The following is an 18,291-nucleotide window of genomic DNA, read 5'->3' as shown; positions in this document are numbered from 1 at the left end:
GTAAGAAAAAAATGGGGATAAAAAATTGAATAATAAAGCGATAATTTTCATTAAAAACTTTTCATATACAATAAGTTCGAATTTGCTTTCTCTGATTATTTCCACATTGGTAATTTTATTAATTCCAAAATTAATTGGCGTTGAAAATTATGGTCATTGGCAATTGTATTTGTTCTATTCATCTTATGTTGGATTTTTGCAATTTGGTTGGAACGACGGCATCTATCTGAGATATGGCGGAAGGGAATATCAAGAATTGAATAAAGGCCTTTTCTTTTCACAGTTTTACATGTTAGTGTTTATGCAACTATTGATAGTTTCAACTATATTCACCTTTTTACATTTGTTTCCTATTGAAGTTAGTAAAATATTTATTTTCCAAATGACTGCAATATGCATGTTGATAGTTAATGTTAGATATAATTTATTATATATTTTACAAGGTACGAATAGAATTCGAGAGTATGCACGTATTACAATGCTTGACAGGATTTTATATTTTATAATAATTTTAATTTTATTAATAATGGGTATCAGGGATTATAAATTGATGATAGCCGCTGATTTGACTGGAAAGCTTATATCATTATTCTATGCAATGTATTATTGCAAAGACATTGTATTTCAAAGATTTTCGACATTTTATCTTAGCATAAATGAAACTATAAAGAACACTAGCGTTGGGGTCAAGTTAATGTTTGCAAATATTGCTAGTGTATTAATAATCGGAGTGATTAGGTTCGGTATTGAACGCTCTTGGGATGTTTCGACATTCGGAAAAGTTTCCCTTACGCTAAGCATATCGAATTTAATGATGCTATTTATTAATGCTGTTGGATTAATTGTATTTCCTATACTAAGAAGAACTAATGAGATTCAATTACCAAGTATTTATGAAATTTTGAGGACATTATTAATGGCTATGTTATTTGCTATTCTTATGTTGTTTTACCCGTTAAAAGAGACCTTGTCTGTGTGGCTCCCACAGTATTCTGACACCCTAATGTATATGGCCATACTATTTCCAATGTGTATTTATGAAGGTAAGATGTCACTTTTGATAAATACGTATCTGAAAACCCTGAGAAAAGAAAAGTTAATGCTGAAAATAAATTTAACATCTCTAGCTATTAGTGTACTATCTACTCTTATTACAACAATAATATTAAAAAATTTAAACCTTGCGATACTATCTATTGTTATTATCTTGGCTTTTAGATGTGCTTTGGCGGAGATTCTCTTAACAAAAATATTAGGAATTTCAATTTATAAAGAAATTCTCTTAGAATCAATAATGGTAGTGATATTTATATTACTAGGTTGGTTTTTCGATTCTTGGGTTGCATTTATGATGTATGGTCTATCATATGTAATGTATATATTTATTAAGCGTAAAGATATTATTGGCACCATTAAAAATGTAAAGCTTCTATTGAAATCCTAGATGAAAAGGAAGGTAACCATGTACAAAATAGCAGTAGCTGGAACTGGCTACGTCGGCTTAGTAGCAGGCGTATGTTTCGCCGAAGTAGGTCATCAAGTAACCTGTGTGGACATCGATGAAAACAAAGTTGAGTTGATGAAATCTGGTGTGTCACCAATCTATGAAGCAGATTTAGAAGAACTTATGCAAAAGAATTATGCAGCAGGTAGACTTGAATATACTACTGATTATAAGTCAGCTTATAAAGAAGCAGATGCGATATTTATTGGTGTTGGAACTCCTGAGCAGCCTGATGGATCGGCTAATCTTTCATACATAGCTACAGTTGCAAGACAAATAGCAGAAACAATAGAAAAAGATTGCCTTGTTGTGGTTAAATCTACTGTTCCTGTAGGAACAAATGATAAGGTGCAGCAGTTTATACATGATTTTCTACCTCGTGAAGGAGAAAAACTTGTTGGTAACGGTAATGGAGTAGGTAGAGACATCAGAGTTGAAGTAGCATCTAATCCAGAGTTTTTAGCGCAAGGAACAGCTGTTAGAGATACTTTGCAAGCAGCAAGAATCATAATTGGAACTGAGAGCAAATGGGCAGAAGATATTCTTATGAAAATCTATGAGCCGTTTAATATCCCAGTTGTATCTGTTAAAAGAAGATCTGCAGAGATGATCAAATATGCATCTAACGATTTTCTTGCTCTGAAAATATCTTACATGAACGATATTGCTAATCTTTGCGAATTGGTAGGAGCAGATATTCAAGATGTATCAAGAGGAATGTCGTTTGATGAACGCATCGGAAGCAAGTTCTTAAATGCAGGTATTGGTTATGGAGGTAGCTGTTTTCCTAAGGATACGAAGGCACTAGAGTACTTAGCGAGACAAAATGGATATGAGCTTAAAACCGTTAAAGCAGCTATTGATGTCAATACTAGCCAAAAGACAATTCTGTTTAAAAAAGCATCTAAAAGACTTATTACCTTTAACGGTCTAAAAGTAGCGGTGCTAGGATTGACATTTAAACCTGGGACCGATGACTTAAGAGAAGCTGCTTCGCTAGAAAATATACCTTTGTTATTAAATCAGGGAGCAGAAATCTATGCTTTTGATCCTGTAGGTAAAGTGAATTTTTCTAAGGAGTACCCAGAAGGTGGGAACGGTAAGGGGAGTATCAAATATGTTGAGAGCATAAAAGAAGCTCTTGAAGGTGCGAATGTCTGTTTTGTATTTACTGAGTGGGGAGAAATTAAAGCAATAGAGCCGGAAGTTTATAAAGATTTAATGAGAACGCCGTTAGTGTATGACGGCAGGAATTTGTATGGTGTTCAAGATATGAAAGAAGCTGGCGTGGAGTATTATTCCATCGGAAGATAGTTGAAGGGGCGAGCTATTTGAATGATATACCTGTAGATCACACAAAAACATATCTAATTACTGGAGCAGCTGGCTTTATAGGATTTTATTTATCTAAAAGGTTATTGGAGCAAGGGAGCCGTGTGATCGGTGTTGATAATATAAATGATTATTATGATGTCAACCTCAAACACGTTCGCTTAGAGCAACTAAAGTTATTTAGCCGTTTTGAATTCATAAAAGTTGATATATCAGATAAGGACAAGATTACAAAGATCTTTGAAGAATATAAACCGAATATTGTAGTGAATCTTGCAGCTCAGGCTGGAGTGCGTTACTCTATAGAGAACCCAGATGTGTATATTCAAAGCAATATTGTAGGTTTCTTTAACATTCTTGAAGCTTGTAGAAATTATCCAGTTGACCATCTTGTATATGCTTCATCTAGCTCAGTTTATGGGTCTAATAAAAAGGTTCCTTTTGAAGAATCAGATGTTGTGGATCATCCGGAATCGCTTTATGCAGCTACGAAAAAGTCGAATGAGCTAATGGCGCATACTTATAGTCATCTGTATAAGATACCGACTACTGGTCTACGCTTCTTTACTGTTTACGGTCCAATGGGTCGTCCAGATATGGCATATTTCGGATTTACTCAGAAATATTTTGCTGGTGAATCTATTAAAATATTTAATAATGGTGATTTTAAAAACGATCTTTATCGGGACTTTACTTACGTAGACGACATTGTTGAGGGTATTGAGAGACTTCTAAGTAAAGCACCGACAGAAGCGGTTCCTCATAAGGTGTTTAATATAGGAAACAACAGCCCAGAAAAGTTAATGGTATTTATTGAAACATTAGAAAAGTGTTTAAGCAAGGCTACTGGCAGAGAAGTGATATTTAATAAAGTATTTGAACCTATTAAACCAGGGGATGTACCCGCAACATACGCATCTACAGATTTATTACAACAAGCTGTAGGGTTTAAGCCAAAAACTTCCATTGAAGAAGGTTTACAGAGATTCGCTAATTGGTATGTAGATTATTATAAAGAGAAATAATACAAAGAGGAGTTACGACATTATGAAAGGCATTATCCTAGCAGGCGGCAGCGGTACGCGCCTATACCCATTAACAATGGTCACAAGTAAGCAGCTTTTACCTATTTACGACAAACCAATGATTTACTATCCACTATCCACATTAATGCTAGCGGGTATTAAAGAGATTCTTATTATTTCCACTCCAGAGGACACGCCTAGGTTCGAGAGCTTATTAGGTGACGGTTCCCAATTTGGAATATCATTACAATATATAGTGCAACCTACACCTGACGGTTTAGCTCAGGCATTTATTCTGGGTGAGGATTTTATAGGTAGTGATTCAGTTGCCATGATCCTTGGAGATAATATCTACTATGGAAATGGAATGCGGAAGATGTTGCAACGTGCTTCTTCTAAACAACAAGGAGCAACGGTGTTCGGATATCACGTGCAAGATCCAGAGCGATTCGGTGTTGTAGAATTTAATGAAGAAGGTAAAGTATTGAGCGTAGAAGAAAAACCAACACAGCCAAAATCTAACTACGCAATTACTGGTCTATATTTTTATGATAACAGAGTTATTGAGATTGCTAAGAACGTTGAGGTCTCTTCACGTGGAGAATTGGAGATTACCTCCATTAATGAAGCTTACTTAAATCTTGGTGAGCTTGATGTGGAACTTCTAGGTCGGGGATTCACCTGGTTAGATACAGGAACTCATCAAAGTCTTGTCGACGCAACTAACTTTGTACGGACTATTGAAGATCATCAAGGAATCAAGATCGCCGCTCCGGAGGAAATTGCATATATTAATGGATGGATTACTAAAGAACACTTGTGGAATTGCGGGGAGAAGTTAAGTAAGACGGGGTATGGTCAGTATTTGATGAAAGTAGCTACAGGTAAAATACAATACTAATAACTGAAAGTGTGGCAGTGATGAAAATTACAGAAACCTTATTGCAAGGCGTATTAGTCGTTGAACCGGCTGTTTTTGGGGACCACCGCGGTTGGTTTATGGAGACGTATAGCGGAGCTAAGTTTAAAGAGCATGGAATAGATATGGAGTTTGTACAAGATAACCAATCCTACTCTGCGACTAAAGGAACATTACGTGGTTTGCACTATCAATTACATCCCAAGGCACAGACGAAATTGGTTCGTTGTACACGTGGTGCTATTTTTGATGTAGCCGTAGATATCAGAAAAGGTAGTCCTACCTATAGTAAATGGTTCGGCATTGAACTGAATGCTGAGAACAAAAAGCAACTGCTGATCCCAAAAGGATTCGCACATGGATTCATGACACTAACAGAAGACGTAGAGGTTCAGTATAAGTGCGATGAGCTTTATGCCCCGGAATGTGATGGGGGTATTCTGTGGAATGATCCTTCTATTGGCATCGAATGGCCTCTTCATATTACACCTGTATTATCTGCCAAGGATGAGAAGGCGCCTTTATTAAAAGATGCTAATTTGAATTTTTTTTACAATAACTAATAAAGCTAATAGATCGGGAGTGCGTTCATTGAGTAAGCAAAAGATGCTGGTTACGGGTGGTGCCGGATTTATTGGAGGCAACTTCGTACAGTATATGGTAGATAAATATCCGCATTATGATATTGTGAATTTGGATTTGCTAACTTATGCGGGTGATCTAACGAAACATAAGGATATTGAGTCCAAATCCAATTATCGGTTTGTTCAAGCTGATATTGCTGACCGAGAGGCAATATTGTCTCTTTTTGAGTTGGAGAAATTCGATTATGTTGTTCATTTTGCTGCGGAGAGTCATGTGGATCGCTCAATTAGTGATCCTGCGATATTCGTTCGTACGAATGTTATGGGGACACAGGTACTACTGGATGCAGCTAAAAAATTCGGCATTACTAAATTCCTCCATGTCTCTACGGATGAAGTGTATGGTGAACTCGATTTTGATCCTACTGTATTTTTTACCGAAGAAACACCTTTGCAGCCTAACAGTCCTTATAGTGCTAGTAAAACGGCGTCTGATTTACTAGTCCGTGCGTATTATGAGACCTTTGGTTTACCAATGAACATAACACGCTGCTCGAATAATTACGGACCGTATCATTTTCCTGAAAAACTGATTCCACTGACCATCTCAAGAGTATTAAATGAAGAGAAGGTTCCTGTATACGGAGACGGGAAAAATATTCGCGACTGGCTCCATGTCTGGGATCACTGTGCGGCCATTGACCTTGTCGTGCACGAAGGAGTAAGTGGTGAAGTTTATAATGTGGGTGGTCATAATGAGAGAACTAATCTTGAAGTAGTTAAGACGATTATCAGTACCTTGGGAAAATCTGAAGATTTGATTGAATTTGTAACAGATAGATTAGGACATGATAAACGCTACGCCATTGATCCAACGAAACTTGAGAATTTAGGTTGGAAGCCAACTTATACTTTTGAGACCGGAATTGCGCAGACGATCCAATGGTATATTGATAATGCTGAATGGTGGCAACAAATCCTTAGTAACGAATCGCATAAGTGATTTATGCACGACTTAACGGTTAAGAAAAGAAAAGGTAATTTAATGAATAAAAGATTTGTCCTTTTCGTATGCTTGCTATTGTTAATTACTGGTTTATTCAGTGCAGGCCGTTTCTTAGTTCTATCTGAATCTCCCAAACAATCAGATGTCATCATCGTCCTAAGCGGAGGCCAAGGCCGTGTGGAAAAGGCAGCTGAGTTATATAAAGCAGGCTATGCTCCTTATATAATTCTTTCCAATGCTAAAGAGTTAACGAGTAAATCAGGTGACATGGTCCAAACCGCCCTAGCTTTAGGCATACCCCAGGACGTTATTTATACCGAGAACGCGGCGGATAGCACTTATCAGAATGCCGAGTACACTCTTCCTATAATGAAGGAATACGGTTTTAAATCTGCGATTGTTGTTTCCTCTGATTTTCACATGCGGAGGGTGAAATTTATTTTTGGTCGTGTGTACAAAAAATCGGAGATTGAGCTGACATATGTGGGTTCTGCATCAGGATATAACGCTAAACGCTGGTGGAGTGACCGAAAAAGTAGAGAAACAACGTTCAACGAGTATGTGAAAATGATCGGCAACACCTTTGGTTACAATGGTCCGGAGGCAAAAAGTACTCTTGATCAGATTAAGAACTGGTTTCGCTAATCTGCTGTAGAATGTTCACTATAATCCGACAAAAACAGTTTTTTTCTTATCTTGGCTTAAGGCGCATTACGACAAACAATATTGTTTAATAGTTTTATACTTATAACTATATCAATATTATTCTCGTGGGAGAGACGCCAAATGCCAAATTACTATTTTAAGGAGATATGGACGCCTTTAAAATTAGTGAATATTCGTTTTTATCTGGATGATGAAAATCGTGTTTGGGTTAAAGTTTGGTCTAAGCATCGGCGACTTCTAAAAAGAGTAGAGTCTACTATATAACTTCCGAGGTCTATCTCTTTTGGCTGAGAAGTTTTAAGTCACTGAGCAGTGACTTATTTTTTTGGAGAACGGAATTTTTGACGATTTTAAGAACTAGTAGGCCCTAATGTTTCCTTTTTGCTATCACAACCTTATAAATTAGCTAAAAATAACTCATCCTAACCGTAGCGAACCTACGGTTTTTTATTTATAATAATTATTATCTGGATTTCATAAAGCGTTCAAAAAATCTGTAAAAAGTCTTATTTTCGTGTGATATACTTAACACAGTGTTTTGAGATGTTGTGAAAGTGAACGGTATGTAAGATATTAATTTATATAATTGGATTTCAGCAACTTATAGAGACTAGGATGGTGAACTATCGATGCACATCGTCGTCGTTGGCCTGAATTATCGTACGGCTCCCGTGGAGGTTCGGGAACAGTTTGCTTTTGCGGAAAGTGATCTTCCGGCAGCGCTCCATCAACTGATGAAGACGAAGGGTGTGCTAGAAGGGGTCTTAGTAGCTACCTGCAACCGTACGGAAATTTATGTGGTGATGGACCGCCTTCATATGGCTGGTTATTTCATCCGCGGCTTTATGGAGCAATGGTTTGGTGTGAAAAGTGAGCAATTTGCTCAGCATATGTATATTTATGAAGACGAACAGGCGATTGCGCATTTGTTCCGCGTGACCTGCGGTCTGGATTCCATGGTGATTGGGGAGACGCAGATCCTGGGACAGGTACGGAGTTCTTTTCTCACAGCTCAGGCTGAGGGTGTAACTGGAACTTGGTTCAATCGGTTGTTCAAGCAAGCGGTGACGCTCGGCAAAAGAGCACATAGTGAAACGTCAATCGGCGAGAGCGCAGTATCGGTCAGTTATGCGGCTGTGGAGCTGGGCAAGCGGATTTTTGGCATGTTCACTGGGAAAAAAGTGCTGATTCTCGGCGCCGGCAAAATGAGCGAGCTTACCGTGAAGCATCTATACAGTAGTGGTGCGGCAGAAGTGATTGTCGCTAACCGTACGCTGTCGCGTGCGATTGAATTGGCGGAGAAGTTCTCGGGTAAGCCGAGCACGATTGAAGATGCGTTAACAACTCTAAATGAAGTAGATATCGTGATCAGCTCGACAGGAGCAGACGGGTATGTGCTTACGGCTGATAAGGTAGCGCATGCTATGAAACGCCGCCCTTCGCGGCCGCTTTTTATGATTGATATTGCTGTACCACGTGATATTGATCCTGCGGCGGCAAATGTGCCGGATGTTTTTTTGTATGATATTGACGATCTGGAGGGCATTGTGGAGAACAATCTGGAAATGCGCCGAAGTGAAGCTGCGAAGATTGAAGTGATGATCAGCGAGGAAATGGATGAGTTCCAGCTGTGGCTCAAGACGCTTGGGGTAAGACCGGTGATCCGGGCGCTCCAGGATAAATCGAATACGATTCATGAAGAAACGATGGAGAGTCTGTTCAACAAGCTGCCCGAGCTGGACGAGCATCAGCGGAAAGTAATCCGCCGCCTGACTAAAAGTATCGTGAACCAGATGATGCATGATCCGATCAATGTAATTAAAGAGCTGTCCGGTGGTAAGCAGGGGAATGAAGCTCTTGATTATTTTTCCAAAATCTTTGCGTTGCAGGAACAGCTCAAATCCGATTCAGATGATGGAGACATTGCCCCGGTTAAGCAGTCTAGTTCTGGAGAACGTACGGCTGGCAGCGCTGATTTCTCTGTGCCTAAAACGGCGCTTGCTCCGGCAGGCTTGCTGGGTGGGTGAATAATATGCAACTGCTGAACGGAATATATGACGCCGCTCTGCTGGTCTATGCCCTGAGCCTGCTGTTTGTTTTCTCGGATTGCCTTAAAAGGAGTCCGGGTGGGAAGCGGTTAGGCACGGGGCTTCTTGTTGTTGTGGGTCTTTTGCAAGTTGCAGGGCTTGGAATTCGTTTCTCTCAGGAGAAAGGCCTGCCTATTTTTACACCTTATGATTTCTTGTTTTGGTTTGCGTTTAGTATTGTGCTGACTTCGCTTGCGGTGGCGTTTACACGTGGTGGCGAGTTTACGATTTTGCTGCTCAGTATGGCCGGGTTTAGTGTTTTTCTGCTTAATCGGGTCTGGCTGACGGCGGGTGGGCATACGCTCGAGACTTGGAGTGCGGTGTATGGCTGGCTGACGATGCATGTGATTTTGGCAAATTTGAGTTTTGCAGCACTGACGTTAGGGACGGTTTTTGCAATATTATACTTGTTCCTGCACACCAGACTCAAAAGCAAGAAATGGAGCGACCGGATCCGTCGTTTGCCGAACCTGGAGACTACAGATAAATACTCTTACACCGCTATTTTGGTGGGCACTCCTTTGCTGGGAATATCACTGGTGGTGGCGGGTTTATCTATAGTATCTGAGGGACGGACGCTTTTATTGAAGGATTTAAAAGTATTAACGACTCTTATCGGTCTTGGGATTTACATATTTTATATTATCTTTAAGAAGTCCGGGCGGAAAAGTGGAGTAAGTATGGCTCGCTGGGCGATTTTAGGATATGCTTTTATTATCTTAAATTTTCTGTTGAATTCTTGGTCTGATTTTCACGGTTGGAGCGGGGAGTGAGGGGCATGGCGCGTTATTTACCCATAATGCTGGATTGTGAAGGGCAGCACTGTGTGGTTATTGGCGGTGGTGTCGTGGCTGAACGTAAGGTGAGCGGACTGTTGGAAGCTGGAGCGGCGGTTAAGGTGATTAGTCCTTCTTTGACAGATCCGCTTGATTCTCTAGCTGAAAAAGGTCTTCTGATCTGGATGGACCGTACTTATGCTCCCGGAGATCTCCGTGGGGCCTTTCTCGTATATGCAGCCACTAACGATAGGGCGGTTAATGAAGAGGTTGCGCGGGAGTCAAGGCAGCTTGGAATTCATGTGAATGTGGCCAGCCATGCGGAAGTGGGAAACTTTATCACGCCCGGAGTGGTTCGGAGGGGACGTTTGACAGTAGCTGTATCTACTTCGGGTGCTGGCCCGCTTGCGGCAACGAAGATCAAAAATGTGCTTGAAAAAGCGCTGGATGCGGCATATGAACCATATTTGGATTTTGTGCATGCTATGCGTACCCGGATTAAGGAAAATGAACCTTCTGCTGAAGTTCGTGGAAGGCTTTTGCGGAAGCTTGGCACGCTGGATGTGTTGAACGAGATGAGTATGGGTACCTTCATAGCGTGGAGTCCGGAGGATATGGACGCTTGGATTGCTGAGCAACGGGTGGAGTAAAAGTGCGCGTGGACACTGTAAAGATTAGAAAATTGGGTTAGATTAAGATATGAAGTGGATGAGCGGTTTTGAGTAACATGATATATGGCTGATTTGGCTCGTAGTAGCTTAGATGGCGGAATGTACGGTATAAATCCCGTTGAATGGAGCTTAAGTATCTGAGATGGTGAAATGTACGGTATAAATCCCGTTGAATTGAGCTTAAGTAGCTGAGATGGTGGAATGTACGGTATAAATCCCGTTGAATTGGGATGAAGTAGCTTAGAGGGTGGAATGTACGGTATAAATCCCGTTGAATTGAGCTTAAGTAGCTTGGATGGTGGAATGTACGGTATAAATACTGTTGAATTGGGCTTAAGTGGCTGGGATGGCGGAATGTATAGTAACAATGCCCTTAAAATAAGCAACAGTCGCCGAATGAGCTAAATAAAAGGCAAAAATGCCTTTAAATTGAGCAACAACAGCCAATTTAGCAAAAAGAGAGGCAAAAATGCCCTCTAAATAAGCAACAGTCGTCGAAGGAGCTAAAAGAAAGGCAAAAATGCCTTTAAATTGAACAACAACAGCCAAATTAGCAAAAAGAGAGGCAAAAATGCCCTATAAATGAGCAACAATCGCCGAAGGAGCTTATGAAAGGCAAAAATGCCTCAAATTCGGCGGGAATTATCCGAAGTAGCGAATTCAAAGGCAATAATGCCTTTTTTAGAGTGAGAGTAGTTAATTGGTTAGTTTGGGTTTGGATTTCTAGTGCAAGGTTTTGCGGTGAAGAGTAAGAGGCGAACGTTACCAGGAGGAATGGACAAATGCGTAAGGTTATAGTGGGGAGTAGACAAAGCGCGCTTGCGTTGACGCAAACGGGACATGTGATTGCTGATCTGGAGCGACTTAGCGAGGAGCATGGTTTTGGTTTTACTTTTGAAGTGAAAAAGATCGTCACCAAAGGTGACCGCATTCTTGACGTTACTTTATCCAAGGTAGGCGGCAAAGGGTTGTTCGTGAAAGAAATCGAGCAAGCGATGCTGGAAAAAGAAATCGACATGGCGGTGCACAGCATGAAGGATATGCCATCCGAGTTACCGGATGGGTTGATCAATGGTGCTGTGCCGAAGCGTGTCGATCCGCGTGATGTTTTGATCTCTAACGGAGGCGTCTCGCTAGACGAGCTGCCTCAGGGTGCACGCGTAGGCACAAGCAGCCTACGCCGATCCAGCCAGCTCGCTGCGCTGCGGCCTGATCTGGTCATTGAGCCCGTGCGCGGCAACATTGACTCGCGGCTGCGCAAGCTGGAGAGCGGCGAATACGACGCAATCCTGCTGGCAGCGGCGGGGCTGTCGCGCATGGGCTGGCAGGATCGCGTGAGCGCCTACCTGCCGCCGGAGGTTTGCCTGCCCGCTGTAGGGCAGGGCGCACTCGGCATCGAATGCCGCGCAGATGACGCTGACCTGCGGAAGCTGCTGGCATTATACAACGATGCCGATACGGCATTGACGGTAGCGGCGGAGCGCACGTTCCTTGGCGTGCTGAATGGCGGCTGCCAAGTGCCGATTGGTGCTCATGCGGTGCTTGACACAGCCGCCAAAGCTGCTACCGCTGAGCACAAAGTAATCTCGTTAACGGGGATGGTGGGAACACCGGACGGTTCAACGATTTTGAAAGAAACTTGCACGGGGATTGACCCGGTACAGCTCGGCGAAGAAGTCGCTAAAAAGCTGATTGCAAGAGGAGCGGAGAAGATACTGTCAGACGTTAGGGGATGAGTGGATTGACGGGGAAGGTTTATTTGGTAGGTGCAGGTCCCGGGGACGCAAAGCTGATTACTGTGAAAGGCCTCGAGTGTATCCAAAAAAGCGACGTGCTGGTGTATGATCGCTTGGCAAGTCCTAGATTGCTGAAATGCATGAAACCCGGCGGGGAGAAGATTTATGTAGGTAAGCTGCCGGATCGCCACACGATGAAGCAGGAAGAGATTAATCAATTGTTAGTTGATTTGGCTTTACAGGGGAAAACAGTGGTGCGGCTTAAGGGTGGGGACCCTACGATTTTTGGCCGGGTGGGTGAAGAAGCGGAGCTGCTGCGCAAAAATGGGATCTATTACGAAATCGTACCGGGCATCACGTCAGCGATCAGTGTACCTGCCTATGCGGGTATACCTGTTACGCACCGCGATCATGCCTCTTCCCTGTCGATTATCACCGGGCATGAAAGTCCGGATAAACTGGATCATTCCATTCATTGGGATAAAGTAACGAACGCCACGGGAACGTTAGTGTTTCTAATGGGCGTAGCTAAAATAGGTTACATCAGCGCTCAGCTGATCAAGCACGGGCGGCTGCCAGAAACACCAGTGGCACTTGTGCGCTGGGGCACACGAGCGGATCAGGAGACGCTGACGGGAACCCTCGCCGATATTGAGGCGAAGGTGAAGGCGGCGGATTTTCAGCCGCCGGCAGTCATCGTCGTCGGCGACGTGGTGCTGCAGCGTGAGCAGCTGAAGTGGGTCGAGGCGATGCCGTTATTCGGCAAACGCATCGTGGTGACACGGGCTCGCAGCCAAGCAAGCGAGCTGGTGGATAGAATTGAAGAACTCGGCGGGGAACCCTACGAGTTCCCGGTGATCGAGACGATCATGCCAGAAGGGGCAGAGAAGAAGGCGAAGATTGCAGCGGCGTTTGGCGCGCTGGAATCGTACGACTGGGTATTCTTCACTAGCCCGAACGGCGTGGAGTTTTTTTGGCGCCACTTGGCGGAGCTGGGGGCGGACATTCGCGGGCTACACCGCGCGCGTATTGCAGCGGTGGGGCCAGGCACAGCCGCCGCGCTGGCGCAGCGCGGGGTGATTGCTGAGGAACTTCCGGCGAAGTTTCAGGCGGAAGGTCTGATTGAGACGTTCGGTCCCCAGCTGCTGCCGGGGCAGAACGTGCTATTGCCGCGCGGCGATCTGGCGCGGGACTGGCTGCTGGACAAGCTGAGAGAGCTTGGCCTTCAGGTGACAGACGTGGATACCTATGAGACGGTTGTCACGGGTGAGGATGACGTCGAGCTGCTGAAGCTGCTAGAGGAAGGTCGCGTTCACGCGGTAACCTTCACCAGCTCGTCAACCGTACGTAATTTCATACACATCCTGAAACGGATGGGGCTTGAAGATCCGCTCCCGCTGCTTGCAAATGTGAAAATCGCCTGCATCGGCCCGTTAACGGAGCTGACTGCGGTAGACGCGGGACTGACACCGGGACTCTTGCCTGAAGAGGCAACCATAGATGGTTTGGTGCAGGAGCTCTGCCGCTGGAATGCGGAGACTCAGCTGCAGTAGCGCTCGGATCGAGGATAGAACGAAGCAATAGTTTACAGGTGTGCTTAGTTTACGCAGCTTACTTTCTGGTGGGAAGGTAGAAGCTGATTACTCTGCGGGGAGAGTAGTAGCTGTTCAACGGAGAAAGGCAGTGCCTGCTTAGAAATATAGCGCTCAGCTTATAATTAGTTACATTACAGGCTAGAGTTTGTTCTTTGTTATTAAATAGTTCGTGGTTACTAAATAGTTCGTAGTTACATGTGAGTTCGTGGTTACACGTGAGTTGGTAGTTATTAATGAGTTAGCGGTTACTTTTACTAACTAACATTTGTTGGTTTACGCGCCGTTGGTTTACGCGCCGTTGGTTTACGCGCCGTTATATCTACGCTCAAAAGTGCCACATCGCCACCTTCAAGTAACATATAAATTGAACTCCGAACGTAGTGACTTATGGAGTCCGGAGGATAATATTTGGTTGTAAACTAACTGGTATGTAGAGAATATGCAGTAGGTTAATGTGAGCAGATCTGCTTGAGGTTTAGGTTTAGTTGTACTTTATACAATTAAATTTCCTATATATCAGCTAAAGCCGAGTTTAGTTGTAGTATGTGCAATTAAATATCCGCTAAATGAGGAATCTTCGCACTTTTGTAATAAATAACTGTAGAGAATGCAACTAAAGCTTACAATTAGGACAAAACATCGAGATAGTTGCACAAACTACAACTATACGCAGTTAGCCTGTGGTCGGCGGTTTGGTTGTAGCTAATTTAGACTTGGCTGCGGATAGTTGTAGTTTGCTGCCAGACACATAATTTGGTTTTATATTTTATTTTTCAGGAGGATGAACAAATGAGCTTTCCAATTACACGTCACCGCCGTTTGCGCGGCTCTGCTGGAATTCGTGGCATGGTGCGGGAGACGATACTGAATGTGCTGGATATGGTACAGCCTATTTTTGTGACTTATGGAACAGGTGTGAAGAATGAGATTAGCTCGATGCCGGGTGTGTATCATTTTTCGCTGGATACGTTAAAAGCAGAAGTGGACGAGATTGCCGCACTAGGCATCCCGGCTGTATTGTTGTTCGGGATTCCTGAGACGAAGGATGCTATCGGTTCTTCCGGTTTTGCAGAGGATGGAATTGTGCAAGAGGCTACTCGCTTGATCAAGCAGTGGTACCCAGAGCTGTTGGTCGTTGCAGATACCTGCCTTTGTGAATTTACGGATCACGGACATTGTGGAATGGTGCATACGCATACGGTGAATGGTGTGGTCCATGGCGATGTTATCAACGATGCCTCGCTGGAGCTTTTGACTCGTACGGCGGTATCCCAAGCAAAAGCTGGAGCAGATATTATCGCCCCTTCCAACATGATGGATGGATTTGTTCACGCAATTCGTGCGGGACTTGATGAGAACGGCTTTGAGCATGTGCCGATTATGTCGTATTCGGTCAAATATGCTTCGGCATTTTATGGCCCTTTCCGCGAAGCAGCGGATTCAGCACCACAGTTCGGGAATCGCAAAACATATCAAATGGACCCTGCCAATCTGCGCGAAGCACTCCGTGAAGCAGAATCCGATGTGCTGGAAGGCGCGGATATGTTAATGGTGAAGCCAGCTCTGGCTTACCTAGATGTGATTCGTACGATTCGTGATCAGTTTGATCTTCCTTTGGTGGCTTATAATGTGAGTGGAGAATATTCCATGGTAAAAGCAGCGGCATTGCAAGGCTGGATCGACGAGCAAGCCGTTGTGCTGGAAATGCTGACGGGCATGAAACGTGCTGGTGCGGACATTATTATTACTTATTTTGCAAAAGATGCAGCCCGCTGGCTGCGCGGCTAATCTTCATCACACCGACATCGCGGCAGCTAATATATGTTTGTACAAGCTTGTGTAACCAAGAAGAGAATAGGAGTGAAGATACATGAGTAATGTGCCAATGGCGCGTAAAGAGGAAGCGTCCCGGAAGGCTTTTGATGAAGCAAAACAATATATTCCCGGCGGGGTGAACAGCCCTGTACGGGCGTTTAAATCCGTAGGTCTGACTCCGATTTATGTGGATCATGGGATAGGTTCGCGTATTTTTGATATCGACGGCAACAGCTTTATCGACTATGTGCTCTCATGGGGTCCGCTGATTATGGGTCATGCGCATCCTGAGGTTGTGAAGGCATTGCAGGAGACAGCGGTAAAAGGGACAAGCTTTGGCGCTCCAACGCTACTGGAAACGGAAATGGCAAAAACCGTTGTTGAACGAGTGGCATCTGTAGATATCGTACGCATGGTTAACTCTGGAACGGAAGCTACGATGAGCGCGATTCGTTTGGCACGTGGTTACACTGGACGCAGCAAAATCTTGAAATTTGAAGGCTCCTACCACGGTCACGCGGATAGTCTGCTTATTAAGGCTGGCTCTGGTGTAGCTACATTGGGCTTGCCGGATAGCCCGGGTGTCCCAGAAGGCGTTGCAATGAATACCATTACGGTTCCTTACAATGATTTGGAGTCCACTCAGATTGCTTTCGAACGTTTTGGCAATGAGATTGCCGCAGTGATCGTAGAGCCGATTGCCGGCAACATGGGCGTGGTTCCACCGCTTCCAGGCTTCCTGGAAGGGCTTCGTAAATTAACTTCTGACAATGGTTCGCTGCTTATTTTTGATGAGGTTATGACAGGCTTCCGTGTTAATCGTGGCTGTGCTCAAGGCTTGTTCGGGATTACTCCGGATATTACTTGTTTTGGCAAAGTTATCGGCGGCGGACTTCCAGTGGGTGCTTATGGCGGCAAAAGAGAGATCATGGAGCAAATCGCTCCTACTGGACCGATTTATCAGGCGGGCACACTTAGTGGTAATCCTTTAGCGATGGCAGCCGGATATACTACGCTCAAGCTGTTGACCCCGGAAGTATATGATCGTCTGGAACAATTGGGTGCACGTCTGGAAGCGGGTTTGAAAAAGAATTCAATTGAGACTGGCATTCCGCTCACTATCAACCGGGTAGGATCAATGGTTTGCCCATTCTTTACTGAAGGACCTGTAATCAATTTTGAAACGGCTAAGTCCAGTGACACGGATCTTTTCCGTCGTTATTTTGGTCATATGGTAAACCAAGGCATCAGTGTGCCACCTTCACAGTTTGAGGGGATGTTCATATCGGCTGCACATAGTGAGCAAGATATTGATGATACCATTGAGGGCCATTATAATGCCCTGAAGGCCCTTTGAGCATCGGAGCCGGAGAAAGAACCGGTGGTGGCGCTTGGACCCGGCGTGGAGAGTGGCTGGAGGTAACACCCGGCAAAATCATTACTGGAGCCGAGGATACGCAGGCAATGATTGACAAGTGGCTGTTAGAAACTGTAGGCATGCCCGAGAAACTTCATCTGCGGTTACGCCGCGAGGGAGGCATTCAGTGGAAAGGCGACCGGCTTCGGCTGGCGCTTTTTCCCGATCGTGAAGCGGGGCTTGAACCGATATGGGAAGAGCTTGAGGTGCTGTATGAGGATGATTTTTGCCTGGTAGCTCATAAACCAGCTGGGCTGGCGGTACATCCCGATGGCAGTGGAACAGGTGTAACTCTGGATCACCTCGTAGCTGCGCATTATATCACTTCCGGCGAAAATGTGGCTGTGCGCCATATTCACCGCTTGGACAAAGATACAACGGGTCCGGTGATGTATGCGAAAAATGAGTTCGCACAGTTAGTCCTGGACGAGAATATGCGTGAAAAAAGCATCTCGCGGCACTACGCCGCGATCGTTGAAGGCATCGTGCCGCCCGCGCTTAAGGTGATCGATGCCCCGATTGGGCGCGATCGGCATCACGCTGCGCGCAGACGGGTCTCGCCCGGCGGACAATCTGCCGTGACGCGAATCATCGAGCGCGAGGCACTGCATGGCGGAAGCCTAGTGCATGTGCAGCTGGAGACTGGACGGACGCATCAGATTCGCGTTCATCTCAGCCATATGGGTCATCCCTTGTATGGGGATGAACTATATGGCGGTCCGATCTGGGCTTCCAGCGCTGCCGGCCGCCATGCCCTGCATGGCGAGGCATTGTCCTTCCGCCATCCTTGGAGCGGAGAACAGCTGGAAGTTAGCGATCCGTGGCCGGAGGATATGCTGCAGCTGCGAGAGCTGCTGTCTGAAGCACCCTGACAGATACGTAAGTGGCTAAGGAACAGTAGAATCAGCAAAAGCTGGTTCTGCTGTTCTTTTTCTATTTTTTCAGAAAAAAAACATCTATCCATGTCTTATTAATAAAAGCAGCATATAATACTTTGTTCTTACGAAGTAGTGCATCTATCAGCAGGCTGAGGGTTTGGTGAGCTCTTAAATTCATGAAATTTATTAGCATCCTGTCCGGTTAGTACTACCAAAGTTGTCATGCCTCTCTGTTTGAAGCATATACATGTGGGGAGTAACATTTTGGGCTTATGCTCTG

At 44.3% G+C, this 18,291-nt stretch carries 15 protein-coding genes; all 15 read left to right on the top strand.

Annotated features, from left to right (window positions below):
* Nucleotides 1-25: 25 nt before the first annotated feature.
* The 15 genes from NSQ91_RS25720 (at nucleotide 26) to NSQ91_RS25650 (ending at nucleotide 18,005) form a co-directional block, all read left to right on the top strand.
* Nucleotides 26-1,444 (top strand): lipopolysaccharide biosynthesis protein, encoded by a 1,419-nt coding sequence (locus NSQ91_RS25720; RefSeq protein WP_076305444.1) that lies wholly within the window; start codon nucleotides 26-28, stop codon nucleotides 1,442-1,444.
* 18 nt (nucleotides 1,445-1,462) lie between these two features.
* Nucleotides 1,463-2,818 carry a UDP-glucose dehydrogenase family protein gene (locus NSQ91_RS25715; RefSeq protein ID WP_076305445.1) on the top strand — a complete coding sequence of 452 codons (1,356 nt, stop codon included), beginning with the start codon at nucleotides 1,463-1,465 and terminating at the stop codon, nucleotides 2,816-2,818.
* Between the two features lie 17 nt (nucleotides 2,819-2,835).
* Nucleotides 2,836-3,861, top strand: coding sequence for an SDR family NAD(P)-dependent oxidoreductase (locus tag NSQ91_RS25710; RefSeq protein ID WP_076224612.1), 1,026 nt, complete (start codon nucleotides 2,836-2,838; stop codon nucleotides 3,859-3,861).
* 22 nt (nucleotides 3,862-3,883) lie between these two features.
* Nucleotides 3,884-4,762: a glucose-1-phosphate thymidylyltransferase RfbA gene (gene rfbA, locus NSQ91_RS25705; protein WP_076179300.1), complete on the top strand. Its 879-nt coding sequence runs from the start codon at nucleotides 3,884-3,886 to the stop codon at nucleotides 4,760-4,762.
* A 20-nt stretch (nucleotides 4,763-4,782) separates the two neighbouring features.
* Nucleotides 4,783-5,343, top strand: coding sequence for a dTDP-4-dehydrorhamnose 3,5-epimerase (gene rfbC / locus NSQ91_RS25700; RefSeq protein WP_076129409.1), 561 nt, complete (start codon nucleotides 4,783-4,785; stop codon nucleotides 5,341-5,343).
* Nucleotides 5,344-5,371: 28 nt separating this feature from the next.
* Nucleotides 5,372-6,367 (top strand): dTDP-glucose 4,6-dehydratase, encoded by a 996-nt coding sequence (gene rfbB / locus NSQ91_RS25695; RefSeq protein ID WP_076194495.1) that lies wholly within the window; start codon nucleotides 5,372-5,374, stop codon nucleotides 6,365-6,367.
* A gap of 42 nt (nucleotides 6,368-6,409) precedes the next feature.
* Nucleotides 6,410-7,015 carry a YdcF family protein gene (locus NSQ91_RS25690; RefSeq protein ID WP_340920436.1) on the top strand — a complete coding sequence of 202 codons (606 nt, stop codon included), beginning with the start codon at nucleotides 6,410-6,412 and terminating at the stop codon, nucleotides 7,013-7,015.
* Nucleotides 7,016-7,665: 650 nt separating this feature from the next.
* A complete protein-coding gene (gene hemA / locus NSQ91_RS25685; protein ID WP_076129406.1) occupies nucleotides 7,666-9,063 on the top strand; it encodes a glutamyl-tRNA reductase in 1,398 nt (465 codons plus the stop codon).
* Nucleotides 9,064-9,068: 5 nt separating this feature from the next.
* Nucleotides 9,069-9,896 (top strand): cytochrome c biogenesis protein CcsA, encoded by an 828-nt coding sequence (ccsA, locus tag NSQ91_RS25680; protein WP_076129405.1) that lies wholly within the window; start codon nucleotides 9,069-9,071, stop codon nucleotides 9,894-9,896.
* A 5-nt stretch (nucleotides 9,897-9,901) separates the two neighbouring features.
* Nucleotides 9,902-10,549, top strand: coding sequence for a precorrin-2 dehydrogenase/sirohydrochlorin ferrochelatase family protein (locus NSQ91_RS25675; protein ID WP_340920434.1), 648 nt, complete (start codon nucleotides 9,902-9,904; stop codon nucleotides 10,547-10,549).
* An 803-nt stretch (nucleotides 10,550-11,352) separates the two neighbouring features.
* Nucleotides 11,353-12,306 (top strand): hydroxymethylbilane synthase, encoded by a 954-nt coding sequence (hemC, locus tag NSQ91_RS25670; RefSeq protein ID WP_076129403.1) that lies wholly within the window; start codon nucleotides 11,353-11,355, stop codon nucleotides 12,304-12,306.
* Between the two features lie 5 nt (nucleotides 12,307-12,311).
* Complete coding sequence (cobA, locus tag NSQ91_RS25665; protein WP_340920432.1) at nucleotides 12,312-13,859, top strand: uroporphyrinogen-III C-methyltransferase; 1,548 nt, start codon at nucleotides 12,312-12,314, stop codon at nucleotides 13,857-13,859.
* Nucleotides 13,860-14,690: 831 nt separating this feature from the next.
* Entirely contained in the window at nucleotides 14,691-15,689 is a 999-nt protein-coding gene (hemB, locus tag NSQ91_RS25660; RefSeq protein ID WP_076129402.1) for a porphobilinogen synthase, read from the top strand.
* Between the two features lie 82 nt (nucleotides 15,690-15,771).
* Nucleotides 15,772-17,073 (top strand): glutamate-1-semialdehyde 2,1-aminomutase, encoded by a 1,302-nt coding sequence (gene hemL / locus NSQ91_RS25655; RefSeq protein ID WP_370511266.1) that lies wholly within the window; start codon nucleotides 15,772-15,774, stop codon nucleotides 17,071-17,073.
* Entirely contained in the window at nucleotides 17,070-18,005 is a 936-nt protein-coding gene (locus tag NSQ91_RS25650; RefSeq protein ID WP_340920430.1) for an RluA family pseudouridine synthase, read from the top strand. The genes hemL and NSQ91_RS25650 overlap by 4 nt, the downstream gene beginning before the upstream one ends.
* Nucleotides 18,006-18,291 lie beyond the last annotated feature (286 nt).

It is taken from the genome of Paenibacillus sp. FSL R7-0048, assembly GCF_038004505.1.
Taxonomy (GTDB): domain Bacteria; phylum Bacillota; class Bacilli; order Paenibacillales; family Paenibacillaceae; genus Paenibacillus_AQ; species Paenibacillus_AQ odorifer.
Note: the sequence above shows the minus strand (reverse complement) of the source record. Positions and strands in the feature narration are given on the sequence as shown.